Origin of the sequence: Novosphingobium sp. PY1 (assembly GCF_017312445.1) — a bacterium.
Lineage (GTDB): Bacteria > Pseudomonadota > Alphaproteobacteria > Sphingomonadales > Sphingomonadaceae > Novosphingobium.
Map to the genome: position 1 here is coordinate 93,826 of NZ_BLTI01000008.1, position 23,888 is coordinate 117,713.

The following is a 23,888-nucleotide window of genomic DNA, read 5'->3' on the forward strand; positions in this document are numbered from 1 at the left end:
CGTCAGGCCGTTGCCGGTTGCGGCCGGTTGGCGATCAGATTGTCGACTACCGATGGATCGGCCAGCGTCGAAGTATCGCCGAGGTTGGAGAAATCGTTCTCGCCGATCTTGCGCAGGATCCGGCGCATGATCTTGCCCGAGCGGGTCTTGGGCAGGCCCGGCGCGAACTGGATCACGTCCGGCGTGGCGATCGGTCCGATTTCCTGACGTACCCACTGCACGAGTTCCTTGCGCAGTGCCTCGTCCGGCTCGACTTCGGAGTTGCAGGTGACGAAGGCGTAGATGCCCTGCCCCTTGATCTCGTGCGGCATGCCGACAACCGCCGCTTCGGCGACCTTGGCGTGAGCGACGAGCGCGGACTCGATCTCGGCGGTGCCCATGCGATGGCCCGAGACGTTGATGACGTCATCGATGCGGCCGGTGATCCAGTAATACCCGTCCTCGTCACGGCGGCAGCCGTCGCCGGTGAAGTAGTAACCCTTGAAGGTCGAGAAATAGGTCTGGAAGAAACGCTCGTGATCGCCCCAGACGGTGCGCATCTGTCCGGGCCAGGAATCGGTGACGACGAGGCAGCCGTCGCCTGCGCCAGTGATCTCGTTTCCTTCGTTATCGACCAGCATCGGCTTCACGCCGAACATCGGACGCGTGGCCGAGCCGGGCTTGAGCGCGGTGGCGCCGGGCAGCGGACTGATCATGACGCCGCCGGTCTCGGTCTGCCACCAGGTATCGACGATAGGGCAACGGTCTTCGCCGACGACGCGGTGATACCATTCCCAGGCTTCGGGATTGATCGGCTCACCGACCGACCCCAGCAGGCGCAGCGACTTGCGGCTGGTCTTCTTCACCCACTCGTCGCCTTCACGCATCAACGCACGCAGGGCCGTTGGGGCACCATAGAAGATCTCGACATCGAACTTGTCGACCACCTGCCAGAAGCGCGAGGCGTCGGGATAGTTCGGTACGCCTTCGAACATGACCGTGGTCGCGCCGTTCATCAGCGGTCCGTAAACGACATAGGAGTGGCCGGTGACCCAGCCGATGTCCGCTGCGCACCAGTAGATCTGGCCGGGGCGGTAGTCGAAGACGTACTCATGCGTCATCGAAGCCCAGACGGAGTATCCGCCGGTGGTGTGCAGCACGCCTTTCGGCTTGCCCGTCGATCCGGAGGTGTAGAGGATGAAGAGCGGATCCTCCGCGTTCATTTCCTCGGGCGGGCAATCGCCCGACTGAGCTGAGACGCCGGTGGCCCAGTCGATGTCCCGGCCTTCGGTCACCGGCACGTCCGCGCCGGTATGCCTGAGGACGATCACGGTGTCGACGCTGGTGCAATGGGCCAACGCGGCATCGACATTAGCCTTGAGCGGGACCTTCTTGCCCCCGCGCAGGCCCTCGTCCGAGGTCAGGACGATGCGGCTGTCGCAGTCGGTTATGCGGCCTGCCAGTGCGTCGGGAGAGAAGCCGGCGAAGACAATCGAGTGGATCGCGCCGATGCGCGCGCAGGCGAGCATGGCGACTGCCGCTTCGGGAACCATCGGCAGGTAGATGGTGACGCGCTCGCCGCGCTTGACCCCGCGCGACTTCAGCAGGTTGGCGAACCGGCAGACCTGTTCATGCAATTCGCGATAAGTGATGCGGCGTTCCGGCTTGTTCGGATCGTCCGGCTCCCACAGGATCGCGATGGCATCGCCGCGATCGGCAAGGTGACGGTCGAGGCAGTTTGCCGAGAGGTTGAGAGTGCCGTCGGTGAACCACGAAATACCGAAGTCGGACTCGTGGAAGCTGGTCTGCTTGACCACGTTGAACGGCTTGATCCAGTCGATCCGCTGCGCTTCCTGGCGCCAGAAACCTTCCGGGTCCTCAACCGAGCGACGGTACATTTCCTGATAGCGGGAGTCGTCGATCAGGGCATTTCCAGCCCATTCGGTGGGGACGGGATAGACGGTCTCTGCCATGTCTTTCATTCTCCTCTCCGTGGAGTTTGTCCGGCAAACCCGGCTTTCCACGAACCTGTAGCACATAGACCCCTGCGCGGGGACATTAGACCTTGGTCGTAACCGTTAGACCATGGTCAGGATGGTTCAAGCACCCTCCCTGCCCGATCCTGTGAAGGTTCCGGAACATCTCCTGAAAAGCGGAGAGGTCGGGCTCGGGAAGGAGAGGATCATGAACCACGCCAAAAGTGGGACTTTCAAATCGCGATTGCTAGTTAGCATATTGCTTGCAGGCAGCTTTCTGGTGGCGCCTGGCGCTGCCCATGCGGCAGCCCATGCCGCATCGACTGCCGCAATACCTGCCGCAACCGACCGCGAGGCGTTGCTCGAAGACCGGCTTGAACGGCTGGAGGCGGAAATGGCGCAATTGCGCGCCGACCTCGCGCAGGCCCATCAGCAGCAGGCCGAGAGCGAGGCGACAGCGCAGCAGGCGATTGCCGCAGCCATTGCCAGAAGCGAGGAAGCCGCCGCCAAGGTTGCAGCCCTTGAGAGCAAGCCACAGGCCGATGGCTTCAAGTCGGGCGACACGACGATCAAGCTCGGCGGCTACATCAAGATGATCGCCTCCACGAGCCGCTTCAGCGAAGGCGAAGTGGCCACGAATTCGCTGGGCCGCGACTTCTACCTGCCCCAGGCGATTCCCACCGGAAGCGGGCCCTCGCAGAGGGTCGAGGACTTCACTGCCAAGCAGTCGCGCTTCTGGCTGAACCTTGCAACCGACGTGGGCGGTCACAGCGTGAAGGGCCTTGTCGAGGTCGATTTCCAGACCGCGCCGGGTACCCAAGGGTCGCAGCGCACAACCAATGGCTACAACCTCGCCCTGCGCCGGGCCTGGATGCAGGTCGGCAGGATCACCATCGGTCAGGACTGGTCGACGTTCCAGTACACGGGCGCCTTGCCCGAAAGCACCGACTTCGTCGGCACGACCGAAGGTACGGTCTTCGTGCGCCAGCCGCTCGTGCGCTACAGTGCACCGGTCGGCAAGGGGCTGACCCTGCATGCCTCCATCGAGGAGCCGGAATCGGGCACGGCCACGCTGGGCTCGCCTGCCCTTACGGAGAACGGCGACGACAGGATCCCCGATTTCGCCGCCCGTCTCGCATGGACCGGCAAGCGCGGGGAAGTCTCGATTGCAGGCCTCGTACGGCAGGTCCGCGTCGCCAGCGCGGGGACTGCGGCAGATGCGATGGGTTGGGGCATCAGCGCCGGCGGAAAGCTCTGGCTCGGTCAGAGCAAGTCTAGCGACCTGCGCGCGCTGGTTACCTATGGGCACAACGCCAGCCGCTACATCGGCCTGAATTTCGCTCCCGACGCCGTTTACGATCCGGCGACGAACGACCTTGCGAACGTCAACGTCCTGGCCGCCATGGTTGCCGCGCGCATCGCGATTGCCCCCAAGGTCCGCATCAACCTGATGGGCAGCTATCAGGACGTCGATTATGCAGGCAGCCTCCCGCTCGCCAGCATCGCCAGCTTCAACAAGCGGGCGTGGAGCGGCGCAGCCAACCTCTTCTATTCGCCGGTCAAGAACATCGACCTTGGCCTCGAGTACCGCCACGGCGAGCGCAAGCTGGTCAACGGCAATGACGGCGCCCTCGACCGCGTCGAATTCGCAGCAAAGTACAGCTTCTGAGGATATACCTTGCCCGCCGGACAAAAACGGTTGGGCCCATTTGGGAGAGTGAGCAATGGCTACGACTTATGACGCCTTGCCGAAGCATCACAAGGCGACGGGCCGCGAAAAGCTCGTCATCACGGCATCGTCGCTCGGCACCGTGTTCGAGTGGTATGACTTCTATCTATATGGACTGCTTGCCAGCTTCATTTCCAAGGTCTTTTTTTCAGGCGTCAACGAGACGACCGGGTTCATCCTGGCACTGGGCGCCTTTGCCGCCGGTTTTGCAGTCCGCCCCTTCGGTGCGCTCGTGTTCGGTCGGGTCGGCGACCTTGTCGGCCGCAAGTACACGTTCCTCGTGACGATGGGCCTGATGGGCCTATCCACTTTCGCGGTCGGCCTGCTGCCGGGTTACGATACCATCGGCATCGCCTCGCCTATCATCCTCGTCACCTTGCGCATCATCCAGGGCCTGGCGCTGGGCGGTGAGTACGGCGGCGCGGCGACTTACGTGGCCGAGCACGCACCCGACAACAAGCGCGGCCTCTACACCAGCTTCATCCAGATCACCGCGACCTTCGGCCTTTTCGCGGCCCTGCTCGTCGTGCTGGGCGTGCGCACCGGCATGGGCGAGGATACTTTCGCGGGCTGGGGCTGGCGCGTGCCGTTCCTGCTTTCGGCGATCCTGCTGGTCGTCTCGATGTACATTCGACTGCAGCTCAGCGAGAGCCCCGTCTACCAGAAGATGAAGGATGAAGGCACCACATCCAAGGCCCCGATCACGGAAGCCTTCGGCCAGTGGGGCAATCTCAAGTTCGTGCTCATCGCCCTGTTCGGCGCCGTCGCCGGCCAGGCAGTCGTCTGGTACACCGGGCAATTCTACGCGATGTTCTACCTTGAAAAGATCCTCAAGGTGGACGGCGCCACAACCAACTACCTGATCGCCATCGCCCTTGCGCTGGGTACGCCGTTCTTCGTGTTCTTCGGCTGGCTCTCCGACCGGATCGGCCGCAAGTACATCATCCTGGGCGGCTGTGCGCTGGCTGCGGTGACCTACTTCCCGGCCTTTCACGCGCTTTCGGATGCCGCCAACCCTGCCCTTGCCGCTGCAAGCCGCAATGCTCCGGTGGTCGTCACCGCCCACGACGCGGAATGTTCTTTCCAGTTCGACCCGGTCGGCAAGAACAAGTTCGACTCCTCGAGCTGCGACATCGCCAAGGCCTTCCTTGCCAAGAGCGGTATCAACTACACCAACAAGGCCGCCCCTGCGGGCACCCTGGCTTCGGTCGCGATCGGCGATACCGTCATGGTCGCGCCCAACCCGGCCGATATGCAGGGTGAAGACCGCGCCGCCGCGATCGCCGCATATCAGGACCAGCTCAAGGCCGGTCTTGCCGGCGCGGGCTACCCTGCGGCAGCGGATCCGGAGCAGATGGACAAGGTCACGGTCGTCGCGATCCTGTTCTACCTCGTCCTGCTGGTGACCATGGTCTATGGCCCGATCGCCGCCATGCTGGTGGAACTGTTCCCGAGCCGAATCCGATACACCTCGATGTCGCTGCCCTATCACCTGGGCAACGGCTGGTTCGGCGGCTTCCTGCCGACCACGGCCTTCGCGATGGTCGCCGCGACCGGCGATATCTACTACGGCTTGTGGTATCCTGTGGTGGTCGCCGTTGCGACTCTGCTGATCGGACTGTTCTTCCTGCCGGAGACGTTCCGCCGGAATATCGACTGATCCGATGAAAGTAGCGCCCGCGCCTTGCCGAGATTGCTCTCGATCAAGGTGCGGGCGTCGACGACGACATATGAGATTGCCGCCCCCCACCTCCAGACGGAGTCTGTCTCAATGTCTCTCCACGATTGCGTAAAGCTTGAAACCCGTTCCGGTATCGAACTGGAAGTGCGCCCCGTAACCGAAGCCGATGAAGCCGATCTTGAAGCCTTCTTCGAACGCGTCACCGACGAGGACCGCCGTTTCCGCTTCATGTCGGGTGCCCGCCAGATCGGCCGCGGACAGCTTGAACCGCTGGTGCACCCGGATCACTTCCGGACCGAATCCTGGATCGCCTGCAATCTGGCGAGCGGACAGATCGTCGCCTCGGGCCTCATGGCCTGTGACGGGCCCCTCGATACGGCAGAAATCGCTATTTCGGTCTGCGCCAGCCATCGCGGAAAGGGTATCGGCTGGGCCATGCTCGATTTCCTTGCCGATCAGGCCGCAGCAAGGGGCTGCCGCCGTGCCATTTCCATCGAGGACAGGGCCAATCATGCCGCCATCGAACTCGAACGCGAAAAGGGCTTTGATCCCGAACCGTTCGAAGGCGATCCAAACCTGATAATCCTGTCCAAGACTTTCAGATAACTTATGGAAAAACAAGTGAGAGGCCAATGAGCGAAGCCTACCGGCAAACCTGGCAAGCCAGCATCGACGATCCCGAGACCTTCTGGTCAAAGGCAGCCGAAAAGATCGACTGGGACAGGCAGCCGGCACGCGCGTACGATCCCGAACAGGGCTGGTTTCCCGGGGGCTCGCTCAATACCTGTTACAATGCCGTCGATCGCCACGTGGCGGCAGGCCGCGGCGATGCCACGGCCCTGATCTACGACAGCCCGGTCACCGGCGCGGTCCGCAGTTGGACGTACGGCGAGCTTCTTCAAGAAGTCGGACGCGTCGCTGCCATGCTTGCAAGCCGCGGCGTCACCAAGGGTGATCGCGTCGTCATCTATATGCCGATGGTGCCCGAAACGGCCTTCGCAATGCTCGCCTGTGCTCGCCTCGGGGCGATCCATTCGGTCGTGTTCGGCGGCTTTGCGGCGCACGAACTGACCAAGCGCATCGACGATGCCACGCCCAAAGTCGTGTTGACCGCCTCGTGCGGGATCGAGGGCAAGCGGATCATCGCCTACAAACCCCTGGTCGACGAGGCGCTCGCCAGCGCCGCCCACCAGGTCGAGTGCGTGATCGTCCTGCAGCGCGATCTTCTGACTACCGAGCTGCGCCGCAACCGGGACTTCGACTGGGCGGAGCTGCGCGCCGCGACGGCAGACGCAGCGATCCCCGATTGCGTTCCGGTGGCATCGGACGATCCGCTCTACATCCTCTATACCTCCGGCACGACCGGCACCCCCAAGGGCGTCGTGCGCGAGAATGGCGGTCATGCTGTCAATCTCGTCTGGACGATGGAGGCGATCTACGCGATCGGGCCGGGAGACGTCTTCTGGGCCGCGTCCGATGTGGGCTGGGTCGTTGGCCACAGCTACATCGTCTATGGTCCGCTGCTTGTAGGCGCGACCACCGTTCTGTTCGAGGGCAAGCCGGTCGGCACTCCCGATCCGGGCTCGTTCTGGCGCACGATCGTGCGTCATGACGTCAAGACGTTCTTCACTGCACCCACCGCCATCCGGGCGATCCGCAAGGAAGATCCAGCTGCGGCATTCCTCAAGGACATCGGCACCGGCGCGCTTGAAGCCATCTTCCTCGCCGGTGAACGCGCCGATCCCGAGACCATCGGCTGGGCCGAAACGCATACCCGACTGCCCGTCATCGACCACTGGTGGCAGACCGAGCTGGGCGCGCCCGCCATCGCCAGTTGCTTCGGCCTCGGCGATACGCGGCGCAAACGCGGCAGCGCCGGCTTTCCGGTGCCCGGCTACGCCTTCGCCATTCTCGACGAAGAGGGGAGCCCGGTTCCGGACGGCCAGAGCGGCGCCGTTGCCATGCGCGAGCCGCTCGCCCCTTGCGCGTTCCGGACGCTTTGGAACAACAGGCCAGGCTACGAGAAGAACTTCGCCACGTTCCCCGGCTTTTACGAAACCGGCGATACAGGGCACTTCGATGATGAAGGGTTCCTCCATATCATGGGCCGCACGGACGACATCATCAACGTGGCCGGACACCGGCTCTCCACCGGTCAGATGGAGCAGATCGTTGCGACAGTCGAAGGGGTTGCCGAATGCGCGGTGATCGGTGCGGACGATGCGCTCAAGGGGATGATCCCGATCGCTTTCGTCGTGGCCCGAGCGGGCGCCGAGAACGACGAAACCATCCCTGCGCGAGTCATCGCCACGGTGCGATCCGAACTGGGCGCGGTGGCTGCACTCAAGACCGCATATCTGGTGCCGCAATTGCCCAAGACCCGGTCCGGCAAGATCCTTCGCAATGTCCTGCGCAAGATCGTAAACGGGGAGAGCTTCGAAACCCCGGCGACGATCGAGGATGCAGGCGTGCCGGATGCGATCCGCGAAGCGGTCAAGGCCAAGGTGCTCACCTGATTTCGAATACTTGTGGCGGAGTGCTCAGGTCGAACCGCAAGTCGCGAGCTGATTGCCTTACAGCATTTTAAGCACGATCCCGGCGCTGCCCGGTAACCATGCTAACCTGATAGTAACCTCCTGAGACGCAATGGTTTCCGCCAGGACAGGAGGCCAGATTGCACCACGAAAGGATCACCGGCTCGAAACGGCCGCACGCTCAGCGTTCCGAGCGGGTGGGCGTCACGATCCTGTGCGAGGTGCGGCAAGGCACGCGGCCCTGGAAAATGGCCCGGCTCGAAGACCTTTCTCCGGGCGGCTTTCGCATTGCATGGTTTCCCGAGGCCCGGCCGGAGCTGCCCTTGCGCATCCGCATTCCCGGAATGCAGCTACTGACCGCGCGCATCTGCTGGGAACGCGATGCGGCCATCGGTTGCGAGTTCGAAGCACCGCTCCACATCGCGGTCTTCGAACACATCGTCCAGTCCACCCAGACGGCCTGAGGCCCAAAAGAAAAGGGGCGCGTCCCGCAGGACCGCCCCTTCCCTGTCATCCTGTTCTTTCGCGCAAACGCGATCAGATGTGGAGCGCGCGCCCGTAAGCGGCCAGTGTTGCCTCGTGCATCATTTCCGACAGCGTCGGGTGCGGGAACACGGTGTTCATCAGCTCGGCCTCGGTGGTCTCGAGGGTCTTGCCGACAACATAGCCCTGGATCAACTCGGTCACTTCCGCACCGATCATGTGTGCGCCGAGCAGTTCACCGGTCTTGGCATCGAATACGGTCTTGATGAAGCCTTCCGGCTCACCCAGCGCAATCGCCTTGCCGTTGCCGATGAAGGGGAAGTTGCCGACCTTCACCTCGTAGCCCGCTTCCTTGGCCTTGGCCTCGGTCATGCCGACGGACGCGATCTGCGGGTGGCAGTAAGTGCAGCCCGGGATGTTGTTGCGGTCGAGCGGATGGGGATGGACGTCCTTGTTGCCCAGTTCCTTGGCAATCGCCTCGGCAGCAGTAACGCCTTCATGGCTCGCCTTGTGGGCCAGCCACGGTCCGGGCGTGCAGTCACCGATGGCCCAGATGCCGGCCACGCCGGTGCGGCCGTAATCGTCGATCTGGATGAAACCGCGATCGAGCTTCACGCCCACGCCTTCAAGGCCGATCTCTTCGGTGTTCGGCACGATGCCGACGGCCGAGATGACATGGCTGAATTCGTGCTCGGTGACCTTGCCGTCCTTACCCTTGATCTTGGCCTTCACGCCCTTGTCGCTGGCGGTGATCGCCTCGACGCCGGCGCCGGTCATGATCGTCATGCCCTGCTTGGTCAGCGCCTTTTCGAGGAAGGTGGAAACGTCAGCGTCTTCGACCGGCACGATCCTGTCGAGCATTTCGACTACGGTCACGTCGGCGCCCATATCATTGAAGAAGCTGGCGAACTCGATACCGATCGCGCCAGAGCCCATGACCAGCAGCTTGGTCGGCATTTCCGAAGGCGTCATCGCATGGCGGTAGGTCCAGATGCGCTTGCCGTCGGCCTTGGCGAAAGGCAGCTCGCGTGCCCGCGCGCCGGTGGCAACGATGATGTGCCTTGCCTGCAGCTCGGTCGTCTTGCCGTCAGCATCGGTCACCGCCAGCTTGCCCTTGGCAACGACCTTGCCGGTGCCGGTGTGGACGGCGATCTTGTTCTTCTTCATCAGGTGCGTCACGCCCTTGTTGAGCTGCGAGGCAACTCCGCGCGAACGCTTCACCACCGCATCGAGATCGGCGGTGATGTTTTCTGCCGCCAGGCCATAGGCCTTGGCGTGCTTCATCTGGTGGAACACTTCGGCCGAGCGCAGCAGTGCCTTGGTCGGAATGCAGCCCCAGTTAAGGCAGATGCCGCCCAGCAGCTCGCGCTCGACGATGGCCGTCTTCAGACCCAGCTGCGCGCAGCGGATCGCCGAGACGTAGCCACCGGGGCCGGAACCGAGAACGATGACGTCGTAAGAATCTGCCACTGCTTCAAATCTCCTGCTCATTGCGGCCCGGCTCGATCGTCCTGGGCTTGCCGCTGTTGTCCACCGCAACGAAGGTGAACACGGCTTGCGTAACCTTTACTTCTTCTTCCTCGTGGCGATGGCGCCGCCAGGCTTCGACCCCGATAGTCATCGAGGATCGGCCCACGCGGCACAATTCGCCATAGACGGAGATTTCGTCACCCACCTTGACCGGCAGGTGAAACTGCATCCCGTCCATCGCCACCGTCACGGCCCTGCCATGGGAATGCCGAGCGGCGATCAGGCCCGCACCCATGTCCATCAGGCTCATCAGCCAACCGCCGAAGATATCGCCATAGGCATTGGCGTCGGCCGGCATGGCCGTAACTCGGATGACCGGATCGCGCCGGGGTTCCATGCGATCAGGCGACCATGCTCAGCGGGTTTTCGACATAGGCCTTGAACGCCGCCATCAGACGCGCGCCATCGGCTCCGTCGACGGCCCTGTGATCAAAACTTCCGGTGGCATTCATGACGGTCGCAACTCCCAAGGAGCCGTCTGCCATGACCCAGGGGCGCTTTTCACCTGCCCCAATGGCGAGGATCGTCGATTGCGGAGGATTGATAACGGCCGAGAACTGGGTGATTCCCATCATGCCCATGTTGGAGATCGACGCCGTACCGCCCGTGAACTCTTCAGGCTTGAGCTTTCCTTCCTTGGCGCGGGCACCAAGGTCCTTGGTCGCCTGCGCGATCTGCGAGAAGGTCTTGCCATTGGCGTCGGGCACGATCGGGGTGATGAGGCCACCGGGGATCGAGACCGCGACCGAAATGTCGGCGCGCTCGTACTTGATCAGTTCGTTCCCGGCGAAGGTCACGTTGCACTCGGGCACTTCGACCAGGGCCATGGCCAGCGCCTTGACCAGCATGTCGTTGACCGAGACCTTGATGCCGCGCTTGCCGAGCATCTCGTTGATCTCGCCGCGAAGGGCGATCAGCTTGTCGAGCACGATCTCGACCGAGAGGTAGATGTGCGGCGCTTCCTGCTTCGACTGGGTCAGGCGGCGCGCGATCGTCTTGCGCATGCTCGAGAGCTTCTCGACGCTGTGCGGCACGCGCGCGTCGAGAAGAGCGCGGGTTTCGTCGGCCATCTCGACCGTGGGAGCAGCTGCAGCTTCACCGACGGGCGCTGCGGCAACGGCGGCCTTCGGCTTGGAGGCTCCCGCCTGCGCGGCCTCGACATCGGCCTTGACGATGCGGCCCCTGGGTCCCGATCCGCTTACGGCTTCAATGTCGATGCCCTTGGCATCGGCCAAGCGGCGGGCAAGCGGCGAAGCAAGAACGCGGCCTTCCTTCGATGCGGCAGGCGCAGCGCTGGCCTTGGCGGCAGCAGGAGCCGGGGCCGCGGTCTTGGCTTCTTCCGCAGCCTTGGGCGCTCCCTGCTTGGGCGCGGACGGTGCCGGAGCGGATTCAACGGACGAGATGTCCTCGTCTTCACCCGCAAGCATGGCGATCACGGTCCCGACCTTCACGCCCTCGCTGCCTTCGGGCACGAGGATCTTGCCGACAGTCCCTTCGTCGACGGCTTCGAATTCCATCGTCGCCTTGTCCGTCTCGATCTCGGCCATGATGTCGCCCGAGCTTACGGTGTCACCTTCCTTCACCAACCATTTGGCGAGTTTCCCCTCTTCCATGGTGGGGGATAGAGCGGGCATCTTGATCTCGATGGGCATGGAGGCGTTTGAGTCCCTTGTTTATCCTGGGGAGGTCATTTTCTGGATCGATCTTTCCTTGGACAAGTTGCCGCGTCCATACAAGCGCCTTCACATTGCTAATTCGAATTCCTGATGGCTTGCACCTACAATCGAATGGCCCGATAAGCTCGGGAAAGAGGGGACTAAGATGCGGGTCTATCTGGTAATCGTCGATGAAACCGATGAGGCGCTTGTCGCCCTGCAGTTCGCGGCCCGGCGCGCAGCCAAGACCGACGGCGCGCTCCATCTTCTCGCCCTCGTCCCCCCGCAGCCCTTCAATGCCTTCGGCGGCGTCCAGGCCACCATTGAGGAAGAAGCGCGTGCACGTGCCGAAACGCTGGTGACCGCCGCAGCGGGCAACCTGCTTTCGCAAGGTGCGAAGATGCCGGTGATCGCCGTGCGTATGGGCGAGGACATCAAGGTCGTGCGCGAATACCTGAAGGAACATCCCGAGGTATCCGCGCTGGTTCTCGGTGCCGCGAAGGAAGGCGGCCCGGGCCCGCTCGTGGCGCACTTCACCGGTGCCGGCATCGGGCAGATGACCTGCCCGGTCTTCGTGGTTCCCGGTACGCTGGACGAGGCCGAAATCGAGCGCCTCAGCTAGGGGTTGCGGCGTCCGCTCGTCCTAGCGCTTCTTGCGTCCCTGATGCCGGATATTGTTCGGGCGGCCGCGTTTTCCCGCAAAATGTTTTCCCCGCTTTTTCAGCGGCATCGGCCTTCCGCGCTGCTCGATCTGACCTGATCCACCCTCTTCCAGCTCGAACTTGAGAGCACCGGTCAGCGGGTTCGCCTCGGCCAGGCGCAAGCGCAGGATCTGGCCCATCGCATAGCTCGTTCCGGTCTGCTCGCCTTCCAGCACCTGCGATTTCTCGTCGTAGGCGAAACGCTCGTCGCCCAGCGTCGATACGGGCACCAGTCCGTCGCCGCCCAAACCGATGATCGTCGCGAAGAAGCCGAACTTCTGGACGCCGGTAATGCGCGTGTCGAAAACGTCCCCGACGCGCGAGGACAGCCAAGCCGCGACATACCGGTCTATCGTGTCGCGCTCGGCCTCCATCGCGCGCCGTTCGGCCGCGGAAATGACCTCGGTGATCCGGCCCAGGTCCTCCCGGTCGCGCTCGGACAGGCCCGAAGTTGCCGGGATATCGCCCTGGGGCTTGGGCTGCTCAAGGCCGTAGGCATCGACCAGCGCGCGATGGACAAGCAGGTCCGCATAGCGCCGGATCGGGGAAGTGAAGTGCGCATAGGAACCGAGCGCCAGACCGAAGTGGCCTTCGTTGCGCGGCCCGTAATAGGCCTGGGTCTGGCTGCGCAGCACAGCTTCCATGATCAGCGCCTTTTCGGCCTCGTCGGAAATGTCCTTCAGCATGCGGTTGAACAGGCCCGGGGTAATGACCTGCCCCAGCGCCAGCTTCTTGCCGAAAGTCGCAAGGTAGTCCTTGAGCGCGACGAGCTTTTCTCGGCTCGGGATTTCGTGAACGCGATAGACCACCGGGGCGACCTTGGCTTCCAGTGCCTTGGCCGCGGCCACGTTGGCCGCAATCATGAAGTCCTCGACGACGCGGTGCGCATCCAGCCTTTCGCGCACGGCGATCTCGGTGATCCGGCCCTGCTCGTCGAGCTTGACCCGGCGTTCGGGCAGTTCGAGTTCGAGTGGATCGCGCTTGTGGCGCGCTTCGGCGAGGGCCTTCCAGCATTCCCACAAGTGCTTGAGGTTGTCGGCAGCGCTGCCCTCGTCGATCCGCGCCTGCGCATCTTCGTAAGCGATGACTTCGTCGATCCGCACGATAGCGCGGGTGAAGCGCCATTCGACGACCCGGCCTGCCCCGTCGATGTGCATGTGGCAGGCCATCGCGGCCCGGTCCTCGCCAGAACGCAGGGAGCAGACGTCGGCCGAGAGGATCTCCGGCAGCATCGGCACGACGCGGTCGGGGAAATAGACCGAGTTGCCGCGGCGACGCGCCTCGCGGTCTATTTCACCGCCGGGACGCACATAGAACGAGACGTCGGCGATCGCGACGAGGGCACGGAAGCCCCCTTCCCCGTCCGGCTCGGCCCAGATCGCATCGTCATGGTCGCGTGCATCGGACGGGTCGATGGCGACGATCGGCAGGTGACGCAGGTCCTCGCGCTTGTCCGGGCTGAGCGGAATCTTCGCGACGCGCTCCGCCTCGTCCAGCGTTTCCTGCGTGAAATGGTTGGGAATGCCGTGCTTGTGAATCGCGATGAGGCTGAAGGCCTTGGGCGCAAGCGGCTCGCCCAGCACCTGCGTGACCTTTACCGATGCGCGGGCCGATCTTCCCACTGGCTCGGCAAGCACGAGTTCGCCCTTCTCCGCCCCGCCCAGGTCCGAGATCGGGGAGGAATGACGGATGCGCTTGTCGACCGGGGCCAGCCAGGGCTTGCCGCCGCCATCGATCTCGACCACGCCAAGCATCTGCTCCGAACGCAGCGCCAGCTTCTTCATCGGCCACGCCCGCCAGCCCGTGTTGGTCTCCTCGGTGCGCGACAGCACTCGGTCGCCCATCTTGAGCGCGCTTCGGCCCTTTTCGACCAGGCGAATGCGCGGCGGCGGAGTTGCATCCTCAGGCTGCCACGTATCCGGCACGGCAATCGCCTCGCCCTCGTCGATATCGACGATGCGCAGGACAGTGACCTTGGGCAACCCGCCCATCTTGTGGAAGGCCGTGCGCTTGCCGTCGATCAGGCCCTCTTCGGCCATGTCCTTGAGCAGCGCCTTGAGCTGGATCTTCTCCTGCCCCTTCAGCCCGAATTCGCGCGCGATCTCACGCTTGCCCGCGGGGACGGGCGAATTGGCGATGAAGTCGAGGATCTGCTTGCGCGTCGGCAGGCCCGGCGCGGACCGTGTCTTGGGAGCCATTTCCTTGCCATGGCCCCGATGCCTCCGGATTACAATGGCGCCGGCCTCACTCTTGGCTTCCAAGCGGTTCATAACCGCCGCCCGGAACCGCGCTTGCGACCGGGCTCTCGCTGCCATCGGCGGCAATCGCGCTGACGCCCAGCAGCCAGTCGTCGCCGCGCAGGCCTTCCAGCTTGACAGCGGTCTGCGTGGTCCGGGAGACGGCTGGCTGTGCCTCCCATTCCGGAGCATCGGTGCGCCGGCGCCAGACGTTGTAGGCGACGGCGCCTGCCACCGGTTTCCAACGGACGTCGGTCCATGTCTTCACCGCGGCATCGGCAACGGGCTCGGGCGGCATCGGCGCACTTGCCAGTGCCGCGAGCGTCGCTACGTTGAGGCGGGTGACCTTGGCGAGATAAGGAAAGTCCATCTCGTCGATCGTATCGCCGTACTTCACTCCGTCCTCGGTCCGCAGATCCTGATGCTGGTGCTCGTAGTCCTCGATAGCGACCGAGAAGCGCACGGCAGGGTTGCCCTGCTCCAGGAACGGCAGTTGATCGCCGCCACGCCCCATGCGGTCGGCACGCCAGACCTGACGCACGGCAAGATCGTCCTGCACGCCTCCGGCAAGCCCGGCGATATAGCGGGAGATATTGCGGCTCGGGCTGTCGTTCTCCCCGCCGAAGCGCCGCGCGGCCGCGCGTGTCTCGTCGGTCGCATCGGCCCGCGGTCCCTCCGAGAACACGCGGACATGGGTATCGTCGACAAGCCCGTCCGAACCGTGCGTGCCACCGACGATGTCGTTGTTCAGCACCGCCTTGACCGTCCAGCCCTGCTTCTTCGCAAAGTCCGCCAGCAACCTGCCGCCGTAAAGCCCCTGCTCCTCACCGGAGAGCGCAGCATAGACGATCGTCGAGGGAAATCTGCGTTGCGAAAGCACGCGGGCGGCTTCCAGCACGAGAGCGGTACCCGACGCATCGTCGTTGGCGCCGGGCGCGTCGCTCACGGCATCCATGACGTCCGAGGCCCGGCTGTCGATGTGCCCCTGCACGATAACGACTTCATCGGGGCGCTCTGTCCCGCGCTGGATCGCGACAACGTCGACCAGCCTTACCGGAGCCGGGATGCGCGCACCGCTGACCGTGCTTTCGGGCAAAACCACCTCAAGGCAGTTGCCACAGGCTTTCGACGTCCGGCGGAATTCATCGGCCGCCCAGCGCCGGGCCGCGCCTATGCCCCGCTTGGGATCGGAGTCGGAAGACAGGGTGTGCCGGGTACCGAAGGAGACAAGCTGCGCAACATCGGCGCGCAGCCGATCCGGCGAGACCTGCGGCTGCTCCGCCAGGGCAGGAACGGGATAGCCGAGCACGGCAATGTGAACGAGCGGGAATACGATCTTGCGCATGCGCGCAATCTTTCACCATCTCGCCCGCTTCGCAAGTGTCAGTCGGAAACCGGTTCCTCGCCATAGCGGTTGGACCCATCGGTCGATGGCCAGACGCCGAAACCGATGACAATCAACATGCCGACCCAGGACAGCATAGTGGCATAGATCAGGGGCCCCTGCGCGGCGAGGATCGCCTCGGGACTGCCCGGAGCAGAAGTCGAAATAGCATCGACCATCCTGTCCATGTTCGCCATCGATGCCGCCTGTGCGCCCAGCACGCAGAGGAAGGCGATGGCGGCAATCCAGCCTGGCCTGCCGGAATCGTGCAGGCGGCGGACGAAGGATGCAACCAGCAGCGCCGAAGATACGAGATAGAGTCCCATGGAGGCGATCATGGCCGAGCGCATAGGGCCACTCATCCTGGCCAGCATCCGTGCCTGCAGCTCGGCTTCGGACATGCCTTCCTTCACGCCTTCCACGACGCCCTGCATCATGCCGCCCATCAGCGGCAAGGAGATCAGCAGGCCCAGCGCGTACTGCGCAATGACCAGGAAGAGGACGTAGTACCAGAACGTGGGCCGCGCATCGCGGCCCGAGAAGTTCGTCAGGTTGGCGAGGTTGTACTTGATTGCCGCGAACACGTCCCCTCCTGCTTTCGATCAGTAAGCCCTTGCGACGTATATCCTTTCGACGGCCGGACGTCCCGTGAAAATGCAGTTACCCGTCACCGGCTCGGCATTGAGCGGGGTGTTGCGCATCGTCAGCTTGAGCTCCTTGAGGCGCTTGATCACATCCTCCAGTTCCTCGCCGGTCGGGCGTGCCCATTCAACCTCGACCCATCCCGGGTAGCGCTTTTCCTCGGAGAAGAAGGCAGCGACTTCATCGAAGCTGGAAACACGCGTGATGTTGGCATCGCGCTTCGCGCGCGCCTCTGCATAAAGCGACAACTGGATGTCCTCGATTTCCGAGGCGGCACGCGCGACGAAATCATCCTTTGCCAGACCGATGAAGTTGGCCTTGGCCTTGTCGTTCCACAAACGGTCGCGGCGCAGCATGGAGACCTGCCCGCCCGCGGCATCGCGTCCACCGATCTCGAGGATCAGGGGAGCGCCCTTTTTGACCCACGCCCAGCGCTTCTGGGTGGCCTTGCCCGGACGCTTGTCGAGCAGGACGCGCACAGGTTCGCCGAGTACCGACTGCGAGGCAAGTGCGCAGCGCAGTTCCTCGCAATAGGCGAGAAGCGCTTCATCCTCGTCGTTTTCGCGCAGCATAGGCAGAATGACGATCTGGTGCGGTGCAACCATCGGCGGAACGCGCAGGCCGTCATCGTCGCCGTGCGTCATGATCAGGCCGCCGATCATACGGGTCGAGGTACCCCAGCTCGTCGTATGGGCGTACTGCTGGGTTCCTTCCCTGTCCTGGTACTGGATACCCGCAGCCTTGGCGAAACCGGTGCCAAGGTAGTGCGAGGTACCCGCCTGGAGCGCCTTGCCGTCCTGCATCATCGCCTCGATTGAGTAAGTCGCGACTGCGCCGGGGAAGCGTTCGTTCTCGGGCTTTTCGCCGGCAATCACCGGCATGGCGAGCGGCCCTTCGGCGAAGGCACGGTACATCTCGAGTGCGCGCAACGTCTCGACCATCGCATCGTCACGATCGGCGTGGGCGGTGTGGCCTTCCTGCCAGAGGAATTCGCTGGTGCGCAGGAACATGCGCGTGCGCATTTCCCAGCGCACGACGTTGGCCCACTGGTTGGTCAGCAGCGGCAGGTCGCGCCACGACTGGACCCAGCGCGCCATCGCCGCGCCGATCACGGTTTCCGAAGTCGGACGCACGATGAGCGGCTCTTCAAGCTTCGCTTCCGGGTCCGGCACGAGGCCGCCCTTGCCGTCCGCGACAAGACGGTGATGCGTGACCACCGCCATTTCCTTCGCGAAGCCTTCGACGTGCTCGGCTTCCTTGGCGAAATAGGACAGCGGAATGAACAGCGGGAAGTAGCAGTTCTGGACGCCGGCAGCCTTGATCATGTCGTCCATGAGGCGCTGGATACGCTCCCATATGCCGTAGCCCCAGGGCTTGATGACCATACAGCCGCGGACGCCGGACTCCTCGGCCATTTCAGCCTCGGAAATGACTTCCTGGTACCACTGGGCGAAATCGTCCTCGCGCTTGGTCGAGAGGGCGTGGCGAATGGCGGACACGGGTGCGTTCTTCCTGACTTGCTGCAATGCGACAGACCATCCGTCGCATGAATCGGGGCCGGCCGCGGGATACCCCGTGGCCGGAACGCACCCCGCTGGCCTTTATTTGCCCAGCGCGTCAAGCCTCTTCTGAATTTCCGCCATCTGATCGCGCAGCGCGGAAAGGTCGTCCCCCTCTGCCGGAGCGGCGGGCTTGCTCTCGTTCTTCTCGCCGCCGGGCATGAATGCCGCCGCTGCCGCCTTGAACATCGCCATGTTCTGCTCGGCCAGCTTGGCGAGCGGATTGTTGCCAAGACTATCCTCGAAAGCCTTGTGCAGCTTCGTCTGGTTGGCGCGGAAATTTTCCATCGATGCTTCAAGATAGTGCGGAATCAGCGACTGCATCGAGTTGCCGTACATGCTGATCAGTTCACGCAGGAAGTTCACCGGGAGCATCTGCTCACCGTTGGATTCTTCCTCCATGATGATCTGCGTAAGGATCGTGTGCGTAATGTCGGTGCCGCTCTTCGCGTCGAGCACTTTGTAGTCCACGCCTTCGCGCGTCATCTTCGCAAGATGCTCAAGCGTGATGTAGCTCGACGATTGCGTGTTATAGAGCCGCCGGTTTGCGTATTTTTTGATTATAACAGTGTTGTCGTCGCGCGACGCCGCTTCAGCCATGACCAATCCCCGTCCAGACAGTAGCTTATGGTATCATCCCGCATTGTCGCGATGCAACACAAATTGCTGCGCAGCAAAAGGCTTGGCAATTGCGGTCAGCGACGGAAACGACGGCCCAGCAGGGTCAGCAATTCGTACTGCGTGAGCCCCGTCTCTACAGATGCACTTGGCAGATCGTAGGCGGCGCCGACCCAGTCGCCCTCGCCGATATCGTTTGCATGGGTCAGGTCGATCACCGTCATGTCCATGCTGACGAGGCCAAGGACCGGCAGTTTTGCGCCATTTGCCTCAAAGTGACCCTTGTTGGACCAGCAGCGCAGGTAACCGTCGGCATAACCCGTAGAGACGGTGCCGACCCGCATCGCCGCCTTTGCCGTGAAGGTGGCATTGTAGCCCACCGTCTCCCCCGCCGCGACATGGCGCACCTGCATGATCATCGCTTCAGGGCGGACCACCTGCCGGATCAGCCGTCCCATATCGGTACGCGGGATTCCGCCGTAAAGCGAAACACCCGGCCGAGTGAGATCTCCATGAAATTCAGCGCCAAGCGCGATGCCTGCCGAGTTCGCAAGGCTGGCACGTCGATGGCCAATCGACTCTCGTGCCTCAAGCCATCTGCTGCACTGCAAGGCGTTGAGGGAAGATTCCTCCTCGGCCGAAACGAGGTGCGAAAGCAAGACATCGACATCGAGACGGGCGAGGAGTTCGCTGCCGATCTCGCTCATGGGCACCCCGAGGCGGTTCATGCCGGTATCGATCATGAGATCGCAAAGACCTCCGCCGGCATCGAGCCAGCGCTGCGCCTGCGAGAGCGAATTGATGACAGGCCTAGCCCCGATCGCCTGACCATAGGCGCAATCCTCGGCCGATTGCGGGCCGTGCAGGACCGAAATCGAGCCGGGATCGACGATATCGAGCAGGTCGGCGGCTTCTGCCCAGTGCGCGACGAAGAAATCGCGGCACCCCGCTTCGAGCAGCATTGCCGTGGCCTTGCGAGCGCCGAGGCCGTAGCCGTCGGCCTTGACCGCAGCGCCGGCCCGGGCCTTGCCCGAGAGGCGGTCAAGGGCCTGCCAATTGGCTTTAAGGGCATTCCAGTCGAGATTCAGCCGCAGCGGCGGCTCGGGCAGTTCAGGCAGCATCATCACCGTAATCGCGCGGGGGACCGCCCCGCAAACCCCAGATTGCGACCACCAGGGCAATCGCGACGATGCCCCAGGTGTACCACAGACCCTGGTATGGATTCCCGCTGGTCGCGACCATGTAGCTCGAAATCAGCGGCAGGAAGCCGCCGAAGTAGCCGGTTCCGATGTGATAGGGAATGGACATCGAGCTGTAACGGATACGCGGCGGGAACATTTCCGACAGAAGTGCCGCGACCGGCCCGTATGTTGCGCCTGACAGAGCCATGAAGACCAGCAGCATGACGCCGATGACAAGGGCATCCTTGACGGTCGGCCTGACGACTCCGAGGTCGTAGCCCGCGTCGGTCAGCCAGCCTTGCAACTCGGCGTTGCGCGCCTCCTTGTCATCCCAGGGATAGGCTGCGACCGGCAACGCCTCACCGCCGATGTGAAGTTCAAGATCGGTGCCATTGGCCAGTTCGTAGGTTATTCCCGCCGCCGTCAGATCTTCGAGCAACTTGCCGCAATCGCTCTCCTGGACAGACGCGAAGGGATTGTAGCTGCAGTCGGGCCCCGAAACCGCGACCGGCGAGTTCGCATTGGCCTGCACAAGGGCAGGATTGGCGTGAGCGCCGATCGTCCAGAACAGGGGGAACATCAGCACCAGCGCAGCAAGGTAACCCCACACGATCGGCTTCTTGCGCCCGACCCTGTCCGAAAGCGAACCGAACAATACGAAGAAAACCATGCCCAGGCCTGCGGAAATGCCGATGATGATTTCCGCCGTCGTTGCTTCCATGCGCATCGCCCCTTTGAGGAAGCTGAGCGCGGAGAACATGGCCGTGTACCAGATCACCGTCAGACCTGCCGCAATCCCGAATAGCGCGATGAAGATGCGCTTCTTGTTACCAGGATAAGTGAAGCTCTCGACAAAGGGGTTGCCCGCGATCTCGCCCTCTTCGCGCATCGCCTTGAAGACCGGGCTTTCCGAGAGCTTCAGGCGCATCCACAGCGACACTGCGAGCAGGATCATGCTGAGCAGGAAGGGAACCCGCCAACCCCAGGCGTTCCACAATTCCTCGCTCATCAGTCCCTTGCAGGTCAGGACCACGATCAGGCTGAGCACGAAGCCGCCGACGACGCTTGCCTGAATGAAGCCGGTGAAGAAGCCGCGGCGATTGGGCGGAGAATGCTCTGCGACATAGATCGCCGCTCCGCCATATTCGCCGCCTAGCGCAAGACCCTGCATGATACGCAGCAGGAGAATGATCGCCGGAGCGGCGAGCCCGATGGTCTCGGCCGAAGGGATAAAACCGACGCCGGCTGTCGCAATGCCCATCAACGTGACGGTGACAAGGAACGTGTACTTGCGTCCAAGCTTGTCCCCGAGAAAACCGAAAAGCACTGCGCCAAGCGGACGGAAGCCGAAGCCTACCGCGAAGCCGGCCCAGACCAGCAGCGTCTCGAGCGTCGCGTTGCCCGAAGGGAAGAAGGTCTTGCCGATGATGCCGGCCAGCGTTCCGTAGATGAAGAAGTCGTACCACTCGAACACGGTACCCATCGAGGAAGCCGCAATGACGAGTTTGATGTCCGATGCACTCGGCTCGGGTGCATGTGGATGCTGCTGTACGTCAGCCATTTTTCTGAAACTTCCCCCTCGTCCGCGTTATCGGGCCCCGACAGGCGTTTAAACCGCCGATCAGGCGGAGGGAAGCACCTGCATCGCTGCATTCCACGGCAACATTACCGCGCCGTGTCGCCCCGGATAGTCCCGGGCAGCGGCAATGCGTTCGAGTCCCGGCCAGTCCGGCAGGTCGACCTTTCCGGCCAACCAGTCTTCCAAGGCCCTTCCCGCCTCGTGCACCTTGCGCCCGGTCATGCCGACGACGGCCTCTGCGAAGATCGCCGCCGCAGCCTGTCCAATGGCGCAGGCCTGGCTGCGCACGCCGACCTCGGTGACTGTACCGCGCTCATCGACCGCGAGGCCCAGCGCAATCGTGCTGCCGCACGAACGTGAGCGGGCCTCTCCCTGCAGCGGAAAATCCTCGCGCCACGGAAAGCGCGCAAGCGCGACCGCCAGCGAAAGGACCTCGGGGGTGTAAAGGACAGTGGTCGACACAGGGGTGGCTCTTGCTTCGATTGGGGCTACTCGACCGCGACCGCAGCATCCTCCTCGTTGAGCTGCTGGCGCCGCTCGTTGATCATCTTCACCATGGCTTCGCTGCTGGCATTGACGAAGGGATAGGATCGCGCGGTCACGATCCAATCGGGCCGGCCGGCAACGCCCCATACGGTATCATATCCAAGAACCAGCACCGAGAAGGCCAGCACGACGATGATGACGCCCTTCACCGCGCCGAACCCGAAACCCAGGACCCGGTCGATCGGCCCCAGCAGCGAACCGCGGCTCTTGCTGCCGGCCCAGCGGGCGACAAGCCTCACGGCCACGTAAGGCCCCAGCAACAGCAGCGCAAAGGCAAGGATCGCCGATCCCGAACCCTCTCCGATGTAGGGGACGAGCACTTCGGTGACGGGTGTATGGAACATGCGAATTGCGAAAATTGCGAATATCCACGCCGCCAGCGTGAGAATTTCCTGCACGAAGCCGCGGAAGAAGCCGGTCAGGGCCCCGATCCCCACGAACAGCAGGACAACGATATCGAAGCCACTCATAGTAAACTGCAATTAAGCATCCGAAAGAATGCGGTCAACGAGGTTGGGAAGCATTGTCAGACCGGAAAACCGGATGCCCTTGTCGGGCGGTGGTCCACCGGCAGGTCCAATAGCCTTGCCAAAGCCAAGTTTCGCCGATTCGCGCTGTCGGATCGATGAATGGGCCACGGGCCGAATCTCACCGGCGAGCGAAACTTCGCCGAACCAGACAGCGTCCGTCGGCAGAGGCTTGTCACCGAGGGCCGAGACGAGCGCAGCGGCCACGGCAAGGTCGGCCGCCGGATCGGCAAGGCGATAACCGCCAGCGACGTTGAGATAGACTTCCGCACTGGAGAAATTGAGGCCGCAGCGTGCCTCGAGCACGGCGAGCAGCATGGCCATGCGGCCATTGTCCCACCCGACGACGGCACGGCGCGGCGTCGCCCCGCTCTGTAGGCGCACGATAAGCGCCTGTATTTCCACGAGGACTGGCCGGGTCCCTTCCATCGCCGGGAAGACCGCGCTGCCCGCCATCGGTTCCTCGCGGCCAGAAAGGAACAGCATCGAGGGATTGCCGACTTCGGCAAGTCCGTCGCCCTCCATGGCGAAGACGCCGATCTCGTCGACCGGACCGAAACGGTTCTTGAGCGAGCGCAGGATGCGGTACTGGTGACTGCGTTCCCCCTCGAAGCTCATCACCACGTCGACCATGTGCTCCAGCACGCGCGGACCGGCGATATTGCCGTCCTTGGTGACGTGACCGACGAGGATGAGGGTGACGCTGTTTTCCTTGGCGTAGCGGATCAGTTCGAAGGCGCACCCGCGCACCTGGCTGACCGACCCGGGCGCCCCCTCGATCTGGTCCGAGTGCATCGTCTGGATCGAATCGATGACCAGGAGCGACGGCGGCTCATCCATCCCCAGCGTCGTGAGGATGTCCCGCACCGATGTTGCGGAGGCCAGGCGAATCGGACACTTCGACAGGCCAAGGCGTTCAGCCCGCAGCCGAACCTGACCGGACGCTTCCTCGCCGCTGACATAGACGACGTCACGCCCGGCCCTGGCGATGTGCGCCGAGGCCTGCAGCAGCAGCGTCGACTTGCCGATACCCGGATCCCCGCCCATGAGGATCGCCGATCCGGGGACCAGGCCGCCACCCAGGGCGCGATCGAACTCGGCAAGGCCGCTGGCCTGTCGCTGGGGAATTTCGCCGGGCTGGTCGAGCGGGGTGAACTGGATCGGGCGACCGCCGGAGGAGAGATCGTGCTTGGAAGAAAAGACCGTCTGCGGTGCTTCCTCGACAAGCGAGTTCCACTCACCGCAGTCGGCGCACTGCCCCTGCCACCGGGTCGCGACGCTTCCGCAATTCTGACATACGTAACGACGTTTGGGCTTTGCCATAGGCTGCGCCTATCCGGAACGGAA

The 23,888-nt window shown here is 63.3% G+C and carries 20 protein-coding genes; 6 read left to right on the top strand and 14 right to left on the bottom strand.

Annotation, left to right across the window (positions count from 1 at the left end; translation table 11 throughout):
• Positions 1–2: 2 nt before the first annotated feature.
• Positions 3–1,952 carry an acetate--CoA ligase gene (gene acs, locus J3474_RS11845; RefSeq protein ID WP_207094773.1) on the bottom strand — a complete coding sequence of 650 codons (1,950 nt, stop codon included), beginning with the start codon at positions 1,950–1,952 and terminating at the stop codon, positions 3–5.
• A gap of 283 nt (positions 1,953–2,235) precedes the next feature.
• Here acs and J3474_RS11850 point away from each other — a divergent pair, with 283 nt between their 5' ends.
• The 5 genes from J3474_RS11850 (at position 2,236) to J3474_RS11870 (ending at position 8,363) form a co-directional block, all read left to right on the top strand.
• Positions 2,236–3,624, top strand: coding sequence for a DcaP family trimeric outer membrane transporter (locus J3474_RS11850; protein WP_242528378.1), 1,389 nt, complete (start codon positions 2,236–2,238; stop codon positions 3,622–3,624).
• A 55-nt stretch (positions 3,625–3,679) separates the two neighbouring features.
• Positions 3,680–5,344: an MFS transporter gene (locus tag J3474_RS11855; protein ID WP_207094358.1), complete on the top strand. Its 1,665-nt coding sequence runs from the start codon at positions 3,680–3,682 to the stop codon at positions 5,342–5,344.
• A 111-nt stretch (positions 5,345–5,455) separates the two neighbouring features.
• The gene (locus tag J3474_RS11860) at positions 5,456–5,971 is read left to right on the top strand and encodes a GNAT family N-acetyltransferase (protein WP_013833639.1); all 516 of its coding nucleotides are present in this window, start codon (positions 5,456–5,458) and stop codon (positions 5,969–5,971) included.
• A gap of 26 nt (positions 5,972–5,997) precedes the next feature.
• Positions 5,998–7,881 carry an AMP-binding protein gene (locus J3474_RS11865; protein ID WP_207094359.1) on the top strand — a complete coding sequence of 628 codons (1,884 nt, stop codon included), beginning with the start codon at positions 5,998–6,000 and terminating at the stop codon, positions 7,879–7,881.
• Positions 7,882–8,039: 158 nt separating this feature from the next.
• Positions 8,040–8,363: a PilZ domain-containing protein gene (locus tag J3474_RS11870; protein WP_242528379.1), complete on the top strand. Its 324-nt coding sequence runs from the start codon at positions 8,040–8,042 to the stop codon at positions 8,361–8,363.
• Positions 8,364–8,436: 73 nt separating this feature from the next.
• On the opposite strand, the gene lpdA is transcribed toward J3474_RS11870, so the two are convergent.
• The 3 genes from lpdA to J3474_RS11885 are packed head-to-tail and all read right to left on the bottom strand — an operon-like array spanning position 8,437 to position 11,564.
• Positions 8,437–9,852 carry a dihydrolipoyl dehydrogenase gene (gene lpdA / locus J3474_RS11875; RefSeq protein ID WP_041558998.1) on the bottom strand — a complete coding sequence of 472 codons (1,416 nt, stop codon included), beginning with the start codon at positions 9,850–9,852 and terminating at the stop codon, positions 8,437–8,439.
• 4 nt (positions 9,853–9,856) lie between these two features.
• Positions 9,857–10,249, bottom strand: coding sequence for an acyl-CoA thioesterase (locus tag J3474_RS11880; protein WP_013833636.1), 393 nt, complete (start codon positions 10,247–10,249; stop codon positions 9,857–9,859).
• A 4-nt stretch (positions 10,250–10,253) separates the two neighbouring features.
• The gene (locus tag J3474_RS11885; RefSeq protein ID WP_207094360.1) at positions 10,254–11,564 is read right to left on the bottom strand and encodes a pyruvate dehydrogenase complex dihydrolipoamide acetyltransferase; all 1,311 of its coding nucleotides are present in this window, start codon (positions 11,562–11,564) and stop codon (positions 10,254–10,256) included.
• A gap of 169 nt (positions 11,565–11,733) precedes the next feature.
• Here J3474_RS11885 and J3474_RS11890 point away from each other — a divergent pair, with 169 nt between their 5' ends.
• Positions 11,734–12,189 (top strand): universal stress protein, encoded by a 456-nt coding sequence (locus J3474_RS11890; protein ID WP_013833634.1) that lies wholly within the window; start codon positions 11,734–11,736, stop codon positions 12,187–12,189.
• A 21-nt stretch (positions 12,190–12,210) separates the two neighbouring features.
• Here the strand turns inward: J3474_RS11890 and rnr are convergent, their stop codons facing one another.
• The 10 genes from rnr to radA form a co-directional block, all read right to left on the bottom strand.
• Positions 12,211–14,466 carry a ribonuclease R gene (gene rnr / locus J3474_RS11895; RefSeq protein WP_207094361.1) on the bottom strand — a complete coding sequence of 752 codons (2,256 nt, stop codon included), beginning with the start codon at positions 14,464–14,466 and terminating at the stop codon, positions 12,211–12,213.
• Between the two features lie 46 nt (positions 14,467–14,512).
• Positions 14,513–15,850 carry a M20/M25/M40 family metallo-hydrolase gene (locus J3474_RS11900; protein WP_207094362.1) on the bottom strand — a complete coding sequence of 446 codons (1,338 nt, stop codon included), beginning with the start codon at positions 15,848–15,850 and terminating at the stop codon, positions 14,513–14,515.
• A 38-nt stretch (positions 15,851–15,888) separates the two neighbouring features.
• Complete coding sequence (locus tag J3474_RS11905; protein ID WP_207094363.1) at positions 15,889–16,473, bottom strand: DUF805 domain-containing protein; 585 nt, start codon at positions 16,471–16,473, stop codon at positions 15,889–15,891.
• Between the two features lie 18 nt (positions 16,474–16,491).
• Positions 16,492–18,030, bottom strand: coding sequence for a proline--tRNA ligase (gene proS, locus J3474_RS11910; RefSeq protein ID WP_207094364.1), 1,539 nt, complete (start codon positions 18,028–18,030; stop codon positions 16,492–16,494).
• A gap of 102 nt (positions 18,031–18,132) precedes the next feature.
• On the bottom strand, positions 18,133–18,690 hold the full coding sequence (phaR, locus tag J3474_RS11915) for a polyhydroxyalkanoate synthesis repressor PhaR (protein WP_013833629.1): 558 nt from the start codon (positions 18,688–18,690) through the stop codon (positions 18,133–18,135).
• A gap of 95 nt (positions 18,691–18,785) precedes the next feature.
• Entirely contained in the window at positions 18,786–19,829 is a 1,044-nt protein-coding gene (gene alr / locus J3474_RS11920; protein WP_207094775.1) for an alanine racemase, read from the bottom strand.
• Positions 19,819–21,450, bottom strand: a complete 1,632-nt coding sequence (locus J3474_RS11925) for an MFS transporter (protein WP_207094365.1) — start codon at positions 21,448–21,450, stop codon at positions 19,819–19,821. Before J3474_RS11925 ends, alr begins: the two co-directional genes overlap by 11 nt.
• A 60-nt stretch (positions 21,451–21,510) precedes the next feature.
• Complete coding sequence (locus tag J3474_RS11930; RefSeq protein ID WP_207094366.1) at positions 21,511–21,930, bottom strand: iron-sulfur cluster assembly scaffold protein; 420 nt, start codon at positions 21,928–21,930, stop codon at positions 21,511–21,513.
• Positions 21,931–21,956: 26 nt separating this feature from the next.
• Complete coding sequence (locus J3474_RS11935; protein WP_207094367.1) at positions 21,957–22,484, bottom strand: CvpA family protein; 528 nt, start codon at positions 22,482–22,484, stop codon at positions 21,957–21,959.
• A 12-nt stretch (positions 22,485–22,496) separates the two neighbouring features.
• Entirely contained in the window at positions 22,497–23,864 is a 1,368-nt protein-coding gene (gene radA, locus J3474_RS11940) for a DNA repair protein RadA (protein ID WP_007015260.1), read from the bottom strand.
• Positions 23,865–23,888: the final 24 nt, after the last annotated feature.

What these genes read in the sequence shown, in the direction of transcription:
- J3474_RS11855 (WP_207094358.1), top strand. Translation starts at nt 3,680, where the DNA reads ATGGCTACGACTTATGACGCCTTGCCGAAGCATCACAAGGCGACGGGC.
- J3474_RS11935 (WP_207094367.1), bottom strand. Translation starts at nt 22,484, where the DNA reads ATGAGTGGCTTCGATATCGTTGTCCTGCTGTTCGTGGGGATCGGGGCC.
- acs (WP_207094773.1), bottom strand. Translation starts at nt 1,952, where the DNA reads ATGGCAGAGACCGTCTATCCCGTCCCCACCGAATGGGCTGGAAATGCC.
- J3474_RS11865 (WP_207094359.1), top strand. Translation starts at nt 5,998, where the DNA reads ATGAGCGAAGCCTACCGGCAAACCTGGCAAGCCAGCATCGACGATCCC.
- J3474_RS11890 (WP_013833634.1), top strand. Translation starts at nt 11,734, where the DNA reads ATGCGGGTCTATCTGGTAATCGTCGATGAAACCGATGAGGCGCTTGTC.
- alr (WP_207094775.1), bottom strand. Translation starts at nt 19,829, where the DNA reads ATGCTGCCTGAACTGCCCGAGCCGCCGCTGCGGCTGAATCTCGACTGG.
- J3474_RS11880 (WP_013833636.1), bottom strand. Translation starts at nt 10,249, where the DNA reads ATGGAACCCCGGCGCGATCCGGTCATCCGAGTTACGGCCATGCCGGCC.
- phaR (WP_013833629.1), bottom strand. Translation starts at nt 18,690, where the DNA reads ATGGCTGAAGCGGCGTCGCGCGACGACAACACTGTTATAATCAAAAAA.
- rnr (WP_207094361.1), bottom strand. Translation starts at nt 14,466, where the DNA reads ATGGCTCCCAAGACACGGTCCGCGCCGGGCCTGCCGACGCGCAAGCAG.
- J3474_RS11900 (WP_207094362.1), bottom strand. Translation starts at nt 15,850, where the DNA reads ATGCGCAAGATCGTATTCCCGCTCGTTCACATTGCCGTGCTCGGCTAT.
- J3474_RS11860 (WP_013833639.1), top strand. Translation starts at nt 5,456, where the DNA reads ATGTCTCTCCACGATTGCGTAAAGCTTGAAACCCGTTCCGGTATCGAA.
- J3474_RS11925 (WP_207094365.1), bottom strand. Translation starts at nt 21,450, where the DNA reads ATGGCTGACGTACAGCAGCATCCACATGCACCCGAGCCGAGTGCATCG.
- radA (WP_007015260.1), bottom strand. Translation starts at nt 23,864, where the DNA reads ATGGCAAAGCCCAAACGTCGTTACGTATGTCAGAATTGCGGAAGCGTC.
- J3474_RS11885 (WP_207094360.1), bottom strand. Translation starts at nt 11,564, where the DNA reads ATGCCCATCGAGATCAAGATGCCCGCTCTATCCCCCACCATGGAAGAG.